This window comes from Clostridium cellulovorans 743B, from assembly GCF_000145275.1.
Lineage (GTDB): Bacteria > Bacillota > Clostridia > Clostridiales > Clostridiaceae > Clostridium_K > Clostridium_K cellulovorans.
Genome location: NC_014393.1, coordinates 4,626,526 through 4,641,293 on the forward strand (window position 1 = coordinate 4,626,526; position 14,768 = coordinate 4,641,293).

Sequence of the window (14,768 nt, forward strand, 5' to 3'; positions counted from 1 at the left end):
CTCTTCACTTAAATTTCTACTATAGGTAACCATATTTTTATGTTAGTGCCTTCTTCTAGCTCACTTTTTATCTCAAGACCATACTCTTTTCCATAAGTCAGCTGAATCCTTTCATGAACATTCTTCACACCTATGCCAGAACCAGCTTTTGGTTCAGTCTCATATTCAAGTAGATGCGGAAGTTTTTCAGGCTCTATTCCAAGCCCATTATCACTAATCTCAAATAACAGTTTTCCATCAACAATAGAAGTGCTTATTTTAATGTATCCTTGATCCTGCATATACTCTATCCCATGGTAAATAGAATTTTCTATCAGTGGCTGCAGAATTAACTTTGTTGTTTTTAAGTGCATTGTCTCTGGATCAGTTTCTATGTCATAAGTAAATTTATTCTTGAACCTAATCTTTTGAATTATAAGATAATTTCTTGCATGCTCTATTTCTTGCTCAACTGAGATAATATTTCGGCCTTTACTAATACTTATTCTAAACAATTTAGCTAAAGAAGTTACCATTGTTATAACATCTTGACTTTTACCATTCTCCGCCATCCAAACAATAGAATCTAAAGTATTATACAAAAAATGAGGATTGATCTGAGATTGAAGTGCATCTAATTCACTTTTTCGTTTTGACTCTTGTTCTATCACAATTTGACTCATGAGAGACCTAACCTTTGACAACATTAAATTAAAGGCTTGGGATAGCTTTACAACTTCGTCTTCACCCTTTGCGTCTATCTGAATATCAAAGTTTCCTTCTTCAACCTTTTTCATGGATTTCTCTAACTGCTTTATTGGTTGTGATATCTTTGCAGAAATAAACGAGAATGTTAGCACGATTAGTAGAATACAAGAAATTAAAATCCATATAACGAAGTTCATAATTTCTTTTTTTGATGCCACGATTTCTGAGACATTTGCCACCGCAACAACTTTCCAATTTGTATATTTAACAGTTTTTATAGTCACAAGTTGCTTACCCTCATCAGAATTTTCAATATAACTGCCAAGGTAATCCTGATTCTTTTCTTTTTTAAGACCTATATTGATAAGTTGTTGCTGAGGATGGTATATTATATCGTTTTCAGAATCCACAATGTATAAATACCCATTTTTCCCTATACTCACATTCTGACACAACTGACTTATATTACTATAATTCATATCCACAAGAAGCACTCCATGCCTTGTTGTATTCCCATCAGTATAATCAATAGTCCTACTTAATGAAACAACCCAATCATATTTTCCTTGAAAAAGATTCTGAACATGTGGTAGCGAAAAAATAAGGTTACCAGATTTGTTCAATGCATTTTCAAACCATCCTTGTGATGTAATATCAGCACCAGACTTTAATTGAACTTTAGAAGTACCAAGAAGAAGTTCTCCAGTTTCTGAAAATACTGCTAGTGTAGTAATGTCATTACGAGTGCTTTGTATAACATTCATCTGATCCATAAGATTGCTGTTTTGAATATTGGGGTTTAGATAAATATTGTTACTCAAAAGATTAGAAACGTTAACCATGCTGTTTAAATAATATTCTATATTAGAATTTATCTGATCAACTAACTCCTGAATTGCTGATGCAGCATTTTTTTCTGAGGTATCAGCAAACTTGCTATAGCTTATAATCCCTACAAAAAGCATTGCTAAAATTGTTACAGCCGTAAAAGATATCGTTATAATAAATTGAATGCTTTTTAGCTTTATCGCTTTCATCAATCGCTGAAAGGGCTTCTTTAAAACTCTAGTAATAACGTCATTCTCCAAAGCTTCATCTCCTTAACTAGTCTTCCCACTCCTATATTCTGATGGTGACATCCCAAGATACCTTTTAAAACTGTAACTAAAATAATTAGGCTCTGAATATCCTACTTTTCTTGCCACCTCAAATGTCTTCATATCGGTAGTTTTAAGAAGCTGCTTTGCTTCATCCATCCTTATGGAAGTCAAATAGTTGATGAAAGTCATTTTAGTTTCTTTCTTGAATAAGAGACTAAAATACGTCTGACTTATATGTAAGTGATTGCACAAATCATTGATGTTAAGTTCACTATCACTGTAGTTCCTATGGATATAGTCCTTTGCTTTTTCAATTAAAAGTTCACAAGTATCTTTCCTATCCTTCATAATATGACTCATTATTTTCAGAGATATTTCCTTAAGCCAGGTTTTTACGTGTTTTAGGTCATTGAAACTATATAACTCAACAAAAATATTATAATCTCTTCCAAATATAGAGGCTAAATCCACATTAGAACTCTGAGCAGCCTTAAGTATAGCAGTAAGCATTTCGAGAAGGTATATCTGATAATCCTTAAAAGAAGCTTTAGTATCAGTAAGCTTATCAAACATTCTGTCTATAGTTTCACTGACCTCAACTTCCGTGCCAACCTTTATAGAACTTTCCATCTCGTGTTCCATATTTTTATCGAAGATAATCTTATCTTTACTACCTGGCTCTATATCTTCGATCCATATAATTCTGTTACTACCTAAAATCAACCTATAATCTAATGCAGCCATAGCATTAACCCACGAGTTAGAAATCATAGAAGTATCTGTCTCCATTGTTCCAAGACCAATTGTAACTTCAAGCATTAAATACTTTTCAATACTTTGTCGTATTTCTTCAAGGATTGATAACATTTCTCTAATAACAGTTTCAGCTTTTTCTTCTTCAGCAGAAATTATTAATACAATCCTATCATTATGAATAAAAATATTATGAATATCATGCATAAACCCAATTTCAGTTACTACGTTTAAAACAGCATATATGATTAATTCTGCCTCTTCACCGAATTTATACCTATGTTTACCTTTTAGAATACTATCATCAATACTTATAACTGCTACCGTAAAAAAGTTGCCTGCTAATTTAATATCATAATTTTTGCACTTTTCGTATATCTCATCTTTTTCCAAACTATTTGTTATCAACGATGAAAAAAACTTTTCCTTTAAAATTGGTAAACTCTTTGTATAGTGAGCTCGTAATAACTCTGTATTTTCTTTTTCTGAAATCTCTTCATCAAGCTGTGTTTTAAGCCTTAAAAGAATATCTATAAGTTCATCTGAAGAAATAGGTTTTAATGCGTATTCAATTACTCTTAGATTTATCGCCTTCTGGGCATACTCAAATTCATCAAAACCTGTTAATATTACTATTTTAGTAGTAGGAATGCTTTTTCTAAGTTCTTGTGATAGCTTAATCCCATCCATAAAAGGCATCTTTATATCAGTAATCACTACATCTGGCATTACCTTTTCGGCTATCTCTAAAGCCTCTCTACCATTTTCCGCTTCTCCAACCAGTTCAAAGCCGTACTTTTCCCACTCTATTTTCTTTACAATTCCTTGTCTCACTTCTTCTTCATCATCAACCAATAATAATTTATACATTGGTACCTCCCTAACCTTTGGTATATAGCAATAGTTATAGTATTACTAATTATATATCATTATTTGAAGAAATGAATATATATATGTTGAATTTACGGTTAATTATCAACTTGATTTTGAATTAAATATTATAACATTTAATTTTTATACAAAAGGCATATATGTATTGATCGTCTCAACACATATATGCCTATAAAATGTATACTTTTATAAAGTTTCATTCTTATCAACTGCTGAATATATACCATAACAACAATTTTAAAATGCCGAATAGCAATTTCTATATGAAAATGCCACCATGCTCCTAGGTATTTTATAATTTTTTGTCACCTACAGCTTCATTAAGCTTGTGATTTGTCCAGAAATTCTTTTTTAACACTAAAAGTGCTTCCATATCGTTCAAAAATTGAAAAAGCATCGCTCTATTTTCAAATTCATCTCTTGTCTGTGGAAGTTCTTGAACCTTAAACATAAATATAATTGCGTGTAGTTCAATTAAGAGTTCTTCAGCAGTGTTATATTCTCCAAAATTTGATGCTACCTTTTCTGTGAATTTAGCTACAATTTCTGTGTGCTCTAAAGTCATATAGAATTTTATAAAATGACTTCTCATATATTTTAGAACTTCATACTGTAGAGTCCTCATTTCCATATACTTAACATAATATTTTATCTCATTATATTTCGCATCATTACTCATAATATAATTATTTAAATGTCTATAAGCCCTATCTTTACCTTCTACTAATATGTTTTCTAATTCATTAAATAAGATTTCTTCATCTATGTGTACTGCTTGATTTCTCAGATCTTTTGCCATGTAGAACAGAATTTTTCGCATATGTTCTTCTATATTTTCTTGAAGCTCTTTAATTTCATTTTCAATTTTAGGCATATGAATATTTAAAATAATACCTATACCAGCACCAACAATCATAAGTAAAAACTCGTTTGTTATTAAAAACATAGAGATAGACTTTTCTGCTAATAGATGAGTAACTAAAACTGAACTAACAACAATTCCATCTGTAATTTTTAAAATCACAGTAATAGGAATAAAAATAATTAGATATAACCCAAAAACGAAAGGATTATATCCAAAAATAAAGAACAATATACTTGAAACCAATAAAGCTAAGACAGTAGATTGGAGTCTTTGAAAAGCTAGCTTTATAGAAGTTTTTTTAGTATTTTGAATGCTCAGTATAGTTATAACCCCAGCAGCTACAGCATATTTCAAACCCAAATATTGAGCTATAATAATAGCAAGTGATGAGCCAATTGCTGTTTTCAATATTCTAAATCCGATAAATTTTTTCATATGTGGTCCGTCTTTCTTTCGTAAATTAATTCCTTTTTTATTATATTTCCTCAAAAGTCATTCCTCAAATAAATCCTTAAGGATTCTTGGGTCAGCCACTCTATATTTTATGTTCCTTCCATAGACATTCTGTAACTTTCATCTCTGTAAATGTAGCCTTGAAGGAATTATCCGTTGGTGAACATGCATATAAACCAATATTTATTTCCTCTGCGCCTTCAAAGAAATGAAAAATTCTCATCTGCTTAAAGTTTATACCATCAAAAGAGTTTTCAATACAATAGTCACTTCCTCGTCTGCTCAACCTATACCACATAGATTTTACAAAAGCTCCAACATCAGTAGTAGCCCAATCAGAGTAACCATTATTTGTTACAACACTACCAAGCCAAGCAGTGTTATTATCATGAAATTCTATTCCTGCCTTCACCCAATTTTCACTATCTTGATAAATTGCAACTCCACATTGATCAAACAAAGCTGTACTGTTAAACTCTGCTTTTACTGTGAATGAAAAGTACTTTTCGTCCGTTGTAACATAAAGTACATGCGCATTATCATTTCTAAATCCATAATAAGTTCTTTGCCAAAAATCAGTATTAGGCTCTGTTGTAATTTCCACCCTATCTTTTTCTATTGAATAATTTTCAGGTTTAAAAAACCACTTTGCATCTTCAGAATTAAATTGAAACATAATTATCCCCCTAAAATTTCAAAACTTTACTACATTTTATCATTTAATACCACCATATGTATATGGTCTTCCCATCTTCCATTTATCTTTAAATACTTGTATGCTAAACCTTCATTATAAAATCCTATCTTTTCTACATAAAAATCTAACTTTTCTACTATATTTAATTAAGCTTTATTCCTAAGAATACTCTTATGCTGTTTTCAGTTTAAGCTTCATTTTGTAATCAAGTTCGAATATAATATAACCTACTATATTTAATGTAAAGAAGACTATTATCCAAGGAAAACCTAACCTTTTTTTGTGAAAAGCATAAATTACACTCCAAACTCCAAATAGCACCCAATACACTGCCAAAGTGCTTACTGCAATTTGTCTTAATAATATAGGAACTCCTAAATGAAATCCATCAAGGTTAAATCCAAATCTAAGTGTCCATTCAATACCCTCAGGAGACCTAACATAAGTAGATAAAAAATCCTCAGTATCATTTTTAATTTCTTCTATTGAAAAGCCTTCTGGGTATATTGTATCCAATTCACCGTTACCAGCTGTTTTAGTTAAAGTAACATATCTAAACTTACTTTTATACTTTGTGATCAACTTATTTACTTCCTCAGAAGATATATCTTCCCCTGACTTAATCTTTTCATTTACAGCAGCTTCAAATTCAGCTGGGACTATTAATGAAAAATCTTTATGCACTATTCTATGTACTGTAAAAGTCATTAATGAAACAATTAACGATACTATAGCTGCCATTAGAATGACTTTTTCGAATTTCTTTTCAATCTTAAATATTCCAATTAATTCATTTTGTATTTGATTCGCATCTCCAAATCTTTTTATGGCTATATTAAATGCCTCTTCTTCGCTGTGTCCCTCTTTGATAAGTTCAACTATACTACTTTCTAGATTTACACTCATTTCATCCTCGAAATCTTTAACAACAGTTTTATCTTCCGATATATTCTTTGAACACTTTTTAACAAATTTTTTTATTCTATCAGATAGCTCTTTACTTATATTCATATTACTTTCCATCATCTATACCCTCCATAAATTTATCTATTAGATTTCTCATAAATATCCACTGCTGGTTTTTCTTTAGAATATAACTTATGCCTTCTTCTGTAATAGAATAATATTTACGTCTTCCTCCTCCACTTTCACTGTCTTCCCAGTAGGATTTCACATATCCGTTCTTTTCAAGACGTTTAAGTGATAAATAAAGGGTTCCTTCCTTTAATTCAAATGTTTCTTCACTAATATCTCTTACTCGTTTTGCTAACTCATATCCATACATGGGGCTATCTTTAATTAAACTCATCAAAATAGTATCAATATAACCTTTTAACATCTCTTTATCAATTTCCATATGTCCCCTCCTGCAACCATATTAACACACAGTACCTAATAATGCAATGTACTTAATAATAAAATGCCATTTTAATCACAACATTTCTTGTCTTTCCCAATAAACATTTTTATATACATATATTAAATAGCAGTAATACCTATTGATATTACTGCTACACAAACTCTACTTTATAATTATTTTTCCACATACCGTTAAATTTAACTTTGATTAATTTTAATAACTAGTAATATCAATATTATCCATAGTAATAAAATTGGTATGGCAAAATACCACCTTTTAGGTTTGCCTTTTCTCCATAAGTTTTCTGCTTCAATTCTACATTGCTGAAATACTTCTTTTGGTATAAGTTTTATCGTTATTGCAACAAGTATCGGAAGCAAAATTATGTCGTCTAATAAACCTATAACTGGTATAAAATCTGGTATAAAATCAATAGGTGATAGAGCATATCCAATTGTAATTCCTGCAAAAAGCTTTGCTATTACTGGTGTTTCTTTCTTCCTCAAAGCAATAAATACAGCAGGTATATCTGATTTTAATTTTTTCGCTCTAGTTTTTAAATCTATCATTTTACTCTCCATTTTCTTCTTTCAGCTTCATCATTAAATATTCTGTTATACCCTCTATATATAAATATCTATATTCTTAATTATATCTTTTAATATATAATTTCATATTTTTCATCACTAAGCGAACTTATGGCATTATCAATGTCCTTATTTTTAACAAGAATATAATCTGTATCATAAGTAGAAATAACAAATATGCTTATACCCTTTTGGGCTAGTATCGTGCTAATGGAGGCAAGGATTCCAACTAAAGAAAAATCCAACGGACCTTCAACCTTTAATGCTCTCCAATCTTTTTCACACTTTATATCACTAGGAATATTATCTTCAGAGCAAACTATTGATAACTCATCTGATGTCCTTGTTATAGAAAAGAATTGACAACTTTGCGCCCACTTAGGAATTAATTCAGTTTTATCTAATCTACAAACTCCATATTTTTCTTTTAGTAATTTCATTGTTAATATTTTTTCTGCCATCTTTATCTTCATCCTTTCTTTTATAAGTACCCACTAATAATTTTTATTGCTTGAATTCTTTAAATCAGTGTATTTTTATCTTACAGCTTATTAATGATAATATTTCCTGACATAACTTTAAAGTAGGCAAAAATAAAAAAGCCAAAAGAAATATTATAAAAAATATCTCCCAGGCTTTTATCCTTCCGTGTACACAGTTATCTGTGCGTTTTCTCTTGGACCTGCCAGTGGTAAACTGCGGAACCCTAGAAAACTAAATAATTATTTAATTATTTTAAGCTTCAACTTATAAAGCGATTTTATCATAATACAATATTTAAATCAATTCTATATTATTTTTCTCAAAAATAATTTATTACCCCTTCAAAATCAATATATAAGCAACTAGGCTAAACACTTGTACTTAAGTAAACTATTCATATTAACTATCAAATGAGTTGTCGTTATGCTATTTTAGTTGTCCAGTAAAAAGTACATGGGATATCTTAACTATAGATTCATTTTTTCTGATTTCAGTATATATTCATTATTTCTTAAATCAAACTTTCCTATTGGTTCTGGCCCTCTTAATATTCTTCTATCTATGTTAAGGTTCCCTGATGAGTCGTATCTGACCCTCCATTCAACCAACATTATTTTTCCATCATCTATTTCAATACCTTGTATTCCGCTGGCCCTAACGCAGGACCCATCATTGAAGTAAGGCAGTTCTTTAGCTTTGGGAAAATGCGGCCTATGAGTATGTCCGCAGATTATCATAATTTTGTTCTTTTCAATCCAACTGCTATATATACGTTCGATTTTATGAATCCTTTCAGCATTTTTTACAGGACTTGCAGGATTTGTGAATCCTATTGAGTGAAGATATCTCCAAAAATATCTTACTGTAAGCCTATTAAAACGCCATAATTTATCATTCATTCTATCTCCTTGATGACCATGAACAGTTAGTATCTCCTGTCCTGTATCTTTATGCTTAAACACTACTGCTTCATAGGGTGTAATACCAGGAAATAATTCAATATGTTCTTCGTTATACCCATCGTAAAACCTATAATAATTCTTCTCTACAAAATTAGAATATTTTAAGCATATATTGTGATTGCCGTACAACATGATCAATCTATTTGAATCAAAGAACTTTTTCAATAAAGAATAGGCTTCATCATGTGCCAATCTTATCTCCTTAAAGTTAGAGTTTTCCCAAAGTTCATCGCCATCTCCAACTTCTACATAAGTATATCCATTTCTAAAATAGAACTCTAATGCGTATAAAAATATATTCTGATTTTTTGCAAATTCATCAGCTGGCGCACCATTTCCTCTATGACAGTCGCTGAAAAATATATATTTAGATTTGTTATCAAAGTATTCAATTTTTGCATTATTATATGCTTCTGTTAATCTCTTTTCTGCTAGTTTCTTTTCCAACAACATGGCACACTCCTTTTATGAGCATTTAAACAATCTTTGCATTAGTTAATCTACCCTTTTAAGTAAAAATATATTTAAGTTCAAGCTATAGTGTACCTTCGATTTCCTCAATAGAAGGCAATGTCCCTTTTAATTCTTCTGGTATCTTCTCTAACAACTTATATTCACTTACTCCTATTGGTTTTGTCATATCTTTCAATGAATATTCTGCTACTAACCTATTCTTTTCCTTACACAAAATTATTCCTATTGACGGATTATCAATTTCTGTTTTTAAAATATCATCTACTGCTGATAAATAAAAGTTTAACTTACCTGCATACTCAGGCTTGAATTTCCCTGTCTTTAATTCGATAACCACATAACACCTAAGCCTTAAATTATAAAATAATAAATCTAAGTAGTAGTCATCTCCACCTACTTCAAGTTTATATTGATTACCTATGAACGCAAAACCAGAACCAAGTTCTAGCAATAATTTTGTAACCTTCTTTACTAATTGATTCTCTATATCTCTTTCATTCATATCCTCAGTCATAGTAATAAAATCAAATATATATGGATCTTTTAATGTATCTAATGCCAACTTATTATTAGGTGCTTCTAATTTATCTATAAAATTTGCTGTTTTTATTTCATTGTTTTGCCTATCATACAAGTTACTTTCTATTTGATGAACCAAAGTATTTCTACTCCATCCATTCTCTATATTTTTCCTAACATACCAAATTCGTTTATCTTTATCCTTTACTTTATCTAATAAAGTAATATTATGATACCAAGTAATTTGTGCAAGTACCTCTTGCACAAATTGAAAATCATTATATTCTTCTGCAAATTTTCTCATATACTTTAAATTTCTTAATGAAAAGCCTTTTAGTTCAGGAAATTCATTTTTAATCTCTTTAGCTATATTATCAATAATCTTAGCTCCCCAACCTTGTCTTTCTTGAGCCTCTAATATAACTCTTCCTATATTCCAATATAAAATTAGTAACTCCTTATTTACTGACAATATTGCTTTTTGTTGGGAACTTCTAATTTGTTCTTTTATTTCTTTTATTAAGTTTATATATAGATTATTTTTTTCAATATTCATAATAAATATTTTCACCTCAAAACTAATTCATATATCTATACTTTACCTTAATTCTAACATTTAAACAAAAATAGAAATAGAAATGATTATTACTTCTAAAAAATAATAGCATATACGGAATAATAACTTATACAATCCCATATATACTATTTATCTTAATTTAACCTGTTGTGCTAGCAGATAAGTTTTCATTAAAAGGATATTTATACCATGATTTTAGGCAGTCCTATCCTATTGTCTCATATACTGTTTTTGGAAATTATTATCCGAATACTAATTCTTTAATCTTTGATATTTCTATACCTATATTAAAAAATTTATTTATAAAATAGCAAAGATTATGAGTTAATATTTTATTTGATATTCTTGTGGCAAATCCCCAAGTTGATTTTGTAAGAACCCTCTGCATATTTAATTGCTCGGAGAGCTGAGAAAAAGTAGTTTCTACTCTACGACGAGCCTTGAATATCAACTGCCTAAAAGGTTTTAAAAGTTTAGTTTTACTATTGTTACGATTTATTGTTAAAAGACGAATGTACCTTGTTTCTTTTAATTGCGAAGCAACTTTTTGACCTATATATCCTTTATCACCTATTAGTATATCAATCTCTGAATTAGCTGTGAGTTCCCAGACGACATCTCTGTCATCAATATTTGCTGCTGTTACAGTAAAATCTGTGATATAGCCATCGAGGGCTACTAAAGCATGTAATTTGAATCCATAATATGTTTCTTTTTTTCGAAGCGCATCGCCCGTAGGCAGCCTCCGGCTTAAAAGCTTTATGGAAATGAGCTCTCCCAAACTTACACACAGGAATTGGCATACTATCTGCAATTCTCATTCGGTCATATTGATAGTTAAGAAATTTCGTTAACTCTTTACGAATTTCATCAATGACTCGAAATAATGACTTTCTAACTCTATGAAACCTCGGCCTACTACAAAAGTTGGGAAATAAGTCTCGTAGGTTTTTAGAGCAAAATCCAAACCATGCTTTTTCAGAGTCAATGGTTAAGAGTTCACCTACTAAAGAAATCGTAATTATTTCGCTATCAGTCATTACTGATTTAGCGATGTTACGACGATTTTTAATAAATGTTGGAGTTACTTTTTGGTAAAAGTCATCAATTATAACATAAGTGACAACAATAAAATCTTTTAAGTCATTTATTGTTATGGTAGAATCTTTATTAAACTCTGGCATATAGGTTAGCCTCCTATCATTAGATTAGTGGTGTTTTTTAATGATAGGTTAGCAAATATGCTGGAGTTTTTCTATTTGTAAGTATTGCCAGCGTATTTAACTAGCACAACGGGTTAATTTAAATCCACTATTGTAATTTTTCGACCCCTATTTTAGGCTGTTGTTGTTTAAAAATAATTCTTGGGTTAGCTCCATAAACTGATGCTATTAGCTTATCCTGTTTTATTACTTTTACTAAGTTCTCAATTTGTTGTGCATATACATCATTATTATAATAAAAAATAGTTGTGGTTGTATTTGGAGCCATTATCAGTTCTTTTAAAACATCTTTATCAGTAACATCAAGTGAATGTCCAAAAATAAACACTTCATTTTTTTCATTATCATTTTGTTCAATTTCTGATACCCAATTTTTATATTTACAACCTGTCTTTTTATATATTCTTTGAAAATACTTTTTAAACCGAATAAATTCTAGCTTATTATTCCTTTCATCATCTTCAAGATATTCATCTATTCCTAAAACCATATTATTTTCTTTACTAGTTCTTTGAATATTTGCCTTTCCATGAATATAATCATATTCAATACCATCATTTACTTCACCATAAATTTTTTGATAAGTGTTAGTATAATTAAAACTTAACACTTTGTCAATATTTTCAATTTCAGCTATATCTTTTGCTTTATATTCCACCTCACTCTTGCCAACAACATCTTCAAGATATATTTCTAAACATCTTATAAGATTATTAAGATCACAAATAAGTTCTTTTATTATTACTTTAGCTGTATCTCCGTGAAACTTTTTGGTATCAAATTTTTCATAATGATTAACACCTGTATTTTTCATATTATCAAGAAAAGAGTGAGCATTTTGATACAACACCTCATTATCTGGTCGTCTTTGACTGCTAGGATTCTCCTGCATCGTTATATTGTAATTCATATAATATTCCAAGCACTTTATTATATCTGCTATTTCAGACTCAAAGTCAATCCAACCTTTATTTTCAATACCACTCTTTTTGCTAAAATAATCAATCCATACATTTTGTGAAATTAGCCTATCTAATTCTTTTAGAGCATCCTTATGATTTGAAAAAGTAAATACTTCATCACTGAATAAATATTCTCTTACATTTTCATTTAAGTTTGAAAACATAGGCCATTTTTCCAACTCATGTTTCGGATGTTTTTCTAGATTTTTATAACATTTAATGAACTCCATAAAGTCCCAATACTTAGTTGGAAGGTTATGTTCTAAATCAAACCCATTACCTATAATTAATATCTTCATTACATTCCCCACTTTCACACTATAATTAATCAATATTTTATTATAATATCCCATAATTTACAATTATATTGCACCATGCTCATTTTTTCGCTCTTTTACTATAGAAATAACCATTAGTTTATATTAATCATTTATTTATGTAAATGAAATTAGTGTATACAGAAGCATAATCTCTACCTCTATATACACCATTTCTTGTTCATTCATTCAATTTAAATCAACTGTTATTATAATTCTGTAATTATACTATTTTAGTTGTCCACTCTTCACAGTTCCATATCTCAGTAGCAACATCCCTATAGAACTCTGGTTCATGGGACACAAGTAAAATAGTTCCCTTATATTCTTGCAGAGCCCTCTTTAACTCGTCCTTCGCATCAACATCAAGATGGTTTGTAGGCTCGTCAAGGATTAGTATATTTGATTCTGTATTAAGAATTTTACATAGTCTTACCTTCGCTTGCTCTCCTCCACTTAGGACACAAACTTTACTTTCGATTTGTTTTGTTGTAAGTCCACATTTTGCAAGAGCACTTCTTATTTCGTATTGAGTATAAGAAGGGAAAGCAGTCCAAACCTCTTCAATACAGCTATTATAATTTGCTTCTTTTATTTCTTGTTCAAAATATCCAATGTGTTGGTATTCTCCAAGTTCAACTTCTCCACTTAATGGTTTTAAGATTCCTAGTAAGCTCTTTAAAAGTGTTGACTTTCCAAGACCGTTAGCCCCTACTAGAGCTACCTTTTGTCCTCTTTCTAGGTAAAGGTTAAGAGGTTTTGATAAAGGTTCATTATATCCAATAACTAAATCCTTTGTTTCAAATATAAGTTTTCCTGAAGTTCTTGCTTGTTTAAAATAGAATTCTGGCTTTGGTTTTTCTGCTGCAAGCTCAATTCTGTCCATTTTATCAAGTTTCTTTTGTCTTGAACGTGCCATACCAGTAGTCGCAACTCTTGCTTTATTTCTTGCAACGAAATCTTCAAGCTTAGCAATTTCAGCTTGTTGTCTCTCGTAAGCTGCTTCTAGTTGCTTTTTATTTGCTTCATAGATTCTTTGGAATTCATAATAGTCTCCAACGTATCTTGTAAGCTTTCTATTTTCAACGTGATATATTAAATTGATAACACTATTTAAGAAAGGTATATCATGAGATATTAATATAAACGCATTTTCATAGTTTTGCAGATATCTCTTTAACCATTCTATATGTTCTTCGTCTAGATAGTTTGTAGGCTCATCTAGTAATAGTATGTCTGGATTTTCAAGAAGAAGTTTTCCAAGTAAGATCTTTGTTCTTTGTCCTCCTGATAAATCTGTTACATCTTTATCTAGACCTACATCAAGAAGCCCTAAACCTTTAGCTACTTCTTCAACCTTTGCATCTATAACATAGAAGCCGTTATGGTCAAGCATATCTTGGATTACTGCTGTTCTTTCAAGCATCTTTTCTAATTCTTCTGGAGTGCAATCTCCCATCTTACCATATAGCTCATTCATCTCAATTTCAGCATCAAATAAGTACTGAAAAGCACTTCTCATAACGTCTCTTATTGATTGTCCTTTATCAAGAACTGTATGTTGGTCCATATAACCAACTCTCACATTGTTTGACCATATAACCTGACCATCATCTGGCATAAGCTTGTCAGTTATTATATTCATAAAGGTAGACTTACCTTCTCCATTTGCTCCAATTAATCCTACGTGCTCACCCTTTAAAAGTCTAAAAGATACATCTTCGAATATGGCTCTATCTCCAAAGCCGTGACTTATATTTTTAACCGTTAGTATACTCATTAAAATCCTCCTAAGGTTTTAAAAACTTATTTATCAGACCAAGAATATTATATTATATCTTTTTACTGCGAACAATAG

12 protein-coding genes, 2 pseudogenes and 1 riboswitch are annotated in these 14,768 nt (G+C 30.2%); all 14 genes and pseudogenes read right to left on the reverse strand.

Annotated elements, in window-relative coordinates:
• Positions 1-8: 8 nt before the first annotated feature.
• On the reverse strand, positions 9-1,775 hold the full coding sequence (locus CLOCEL_RS19235) for a sensor histidine kinase (RefSeq protein ID WP_010073851.1): 1,767 nt from the start codon (positions 1,773-1,775) through the stop codon (positions 9-11).
• Positions 1,776-1,787: 12 nt separating this feature from the next.
• Positions 1,788-3,410, reverse strand: a complete 1,623-nt coding sequence (locus CLOCEL_RS19240) for a response regulator transcription factor (protein ID WP_010073852.1) — start codon at positions 3,408-3,410, stop codon at positions 1,788-1,790.
• Positions 3,411-3,723: 313 nt separating this feature from the next.
• Positions 3,724-4,731 carry an aromatic acid exporter family protein gene (locus CLOCEL_RS19245; protein WP_013291945.1) on the reverse strand — a complete coding sequence of 336 codons (1,008 nt, stop codon included), beginning with the start codon at positions 4,729-4,731 and terminating at the stop codon, positions 3,724-3,726.
• A 100-nt stretch (positions 4,732-4,831) separates the two neighbouring features.
• Positions 4,832-5,425 (reverse strand): DUF1349 domain-containing protein, encoded by a 594-nt coding sequence (locus CLOCEL_RS19250; RefSeq protein WP_010073854.1) that lies wholly within the window; start codon positions 5,423-5,425, stop codon positions 4,832-4,834.
• 29 nt (positions 5,426-5,454) lie between these two features.
• Positions 5,455-5,559: pseudogene (locus CLOCEL_RS23880) on the reverse strand (GNAT family N-acetyltransferase); the annotation flags it as partial.
• A 58-nt stretch (positions 5,560-5,617) separates the two neighbouring features.
• Entirely contained in the window at positions 5,618-6,472 is an 855-nt protein-coding gene (locus CLOCEL_RS19255; RefSeq protein WP_013291946.1) for a permease prefix domain 1-containing protein, read from the reverse strand.
• Positions 6,459-6,803, reverse strand: coding sequence for a PadR family transcriptional regulator (locus CLOCEL_RS19260; RefSeq protein WP_010073856.1), 345 nt, complete (start codon positions 6,801-6,803; stop codon positions 6,459-6,461). The genes CLOCEL_RS19255 and CLOCEL_RS19260 overlap by 14 nt, the downstream gene beginning before the upstream one ends.
• A 200-nt stretch (positions 6,804-7,003) precedes the next feature.
• Positions 7,004-7,375 (reverse strand): YkvA family protein, encoded by a 372-nt coding sequence (locus CLOCEL_RS19265; RefSeq protein ID WP_010073857.1) that lies wholly within the window; start codon positions 7,373-7,375, stop codon positions 7,004-7,006.
• 89 nt (positions 7,376-7,464) lie between these two features.
• The gene (locus tag CLOCEL_RS19270; RefSeq protein ID WP_010073858.1) at positions 7,465-7,854 is read right to left on the reverse strand and encodes an ACT domain-containing protein; all 390 of its coding nucleotides are present in this window, start codon (positions 7,852-7,854) and stop codon (positions 7,465-7,467) included.
• Between the two features lie 164 nt (positions 7,855-8,018).
• Positions 8,019-8,114: riboswitch (guanidine-I (ykkC/yxkD leader) on the reverse strand.
• Between the two features lie 229 nt (positions 8,115-8,343).
• Entirely contained in the window at positions 8,344-9,291 is a 948-nt protein-coding gene (locus CLOCEL_RS19275) for a metallophosphoesterase (protein WP_010073859.1), read from the reverse strand.
• A gap of 82 nt (positions 9,292-9,373) precedes the next feature.
• A complete protein-coding gene (locus CLOCEL_RS19280; protein WP_010073860.1) occupies positions 9,374-10,387 on the reverse strand; it encodes a PDDEXK nuclease domain-containing protein in 1,014 nt (337 codons plus the stop codon).
• 262 nt (positions 10,388-10,649) lie between these two features.
• A pseudogene (locus tag CLOCEL_RS22535) lies at positions 10,650-11,592 on the reverse strand (IS982 family transposase).
• A 127-nt stretch (positions 11,593-11,719) separates the two neighbouring features.
• Entirely contained in the window at positions 11,720-12,892 is a 1,173-nt protein-coding gene (locus CLOCEL_RS19290; protein WP_010073861.1) for a bacteriophage abortive infection AbiH family protein, read from the reverse strand.
• A 241-nt stretch (positions 12,893-13,133) separates the two neighbouring features.
• Positions 13,134-14,690, reverse strand: coding sequence for an ABC-F family ATP-binding cassette domain-containing protein (locus CLOCEL_RS19295; protein WP_010073862.1), 1,557 nt, complete (start codon positions 14,688-14,690; stop codon positions 13,134-13,136).
• Positions 14,691-14,768 lie beyond the last annotated feature (78 nt).

Bases quoted from the DNA above. Each gene is read 5' to 3' on its own strand.
- CLOCEL_RS19240 (WP_010073852.1), bottom strand. From the start codon at position 3,410: ATGTATAAATTATTATTGGTTGATGATGAAGAAGAAGTGAGACAAGGA.
- CLOCEL_RS19245 (WP_013291945.1), bottom strand. From the start codon at position 4,731: ATGAAAAAATTTATCGGATTTAGAATATTGAAAACAGCAATTGGCTCA.
- CLOCEL_RS19250 (WP_010073854.1), bottom strand. From the start codon at position 5,425: ATGTTTCAATTTAATTCTGAAGATGCAAAGTGGTTTTTTAAACCTGAA.
- CLOCEL_RS19255 (WP_013291946.1), bottom strand. From the start codon at position 6,472: ATGATGGAAAGTAATATGAATATAAGTAAAGAGCTATCTGATAGAATA.
- CLOCEL_RS19260 (WP_010073856.1), bottom strand. From the start codon at position 6,803: ATGGAAATTGATAAAGAGATGTTAAAAGGTTATATTGATACTATTTTG.
- CLOCEL_RS19265 (WP_010073857.1), bottom strand. From the start codon at position 7,375: ATGATAGATTTAAAAACTAGAGCGAAAAAATTAAAATCAGATATACCT.
- CLOCEL_RS19270 (WP_010073858.1), bottom strand. From the start codon at position 7,854: ATGGCAGAAAAAATATTAACAATGAAATTACTAAAAGAAAAATATGGA.
- CLOCEL_RS19275 (WP_010073859.1), bottom strand. From the start codon at position 9,291: ATGTTGTTGGAAAAGAAACTAGCAGAAAAGAGATTAACAGAAGCATAT.
- CLOCEL_RS19280 (WP_010073860.1), bottom strand. From the start codon at position 10,387: ATGAATATTGAAAAAAATAATCTATATATAAACTTAATAAAAGAAATA.
- CLOCEL_RS19290 (WP_010073861.1), bottom strand. From the start codon at position 12,892: ATGAAGATATTAATTATAGGTAATGGGTTTGATTTAGAACATAACCTT.
- CLOCEL_RS19295 (WP_010073862.1), bottom strand. From the start codon at position 14,690: ATGAGTATACTAACGGTTAAAAATATAAGTCACGGCTTTGGAGATAGA.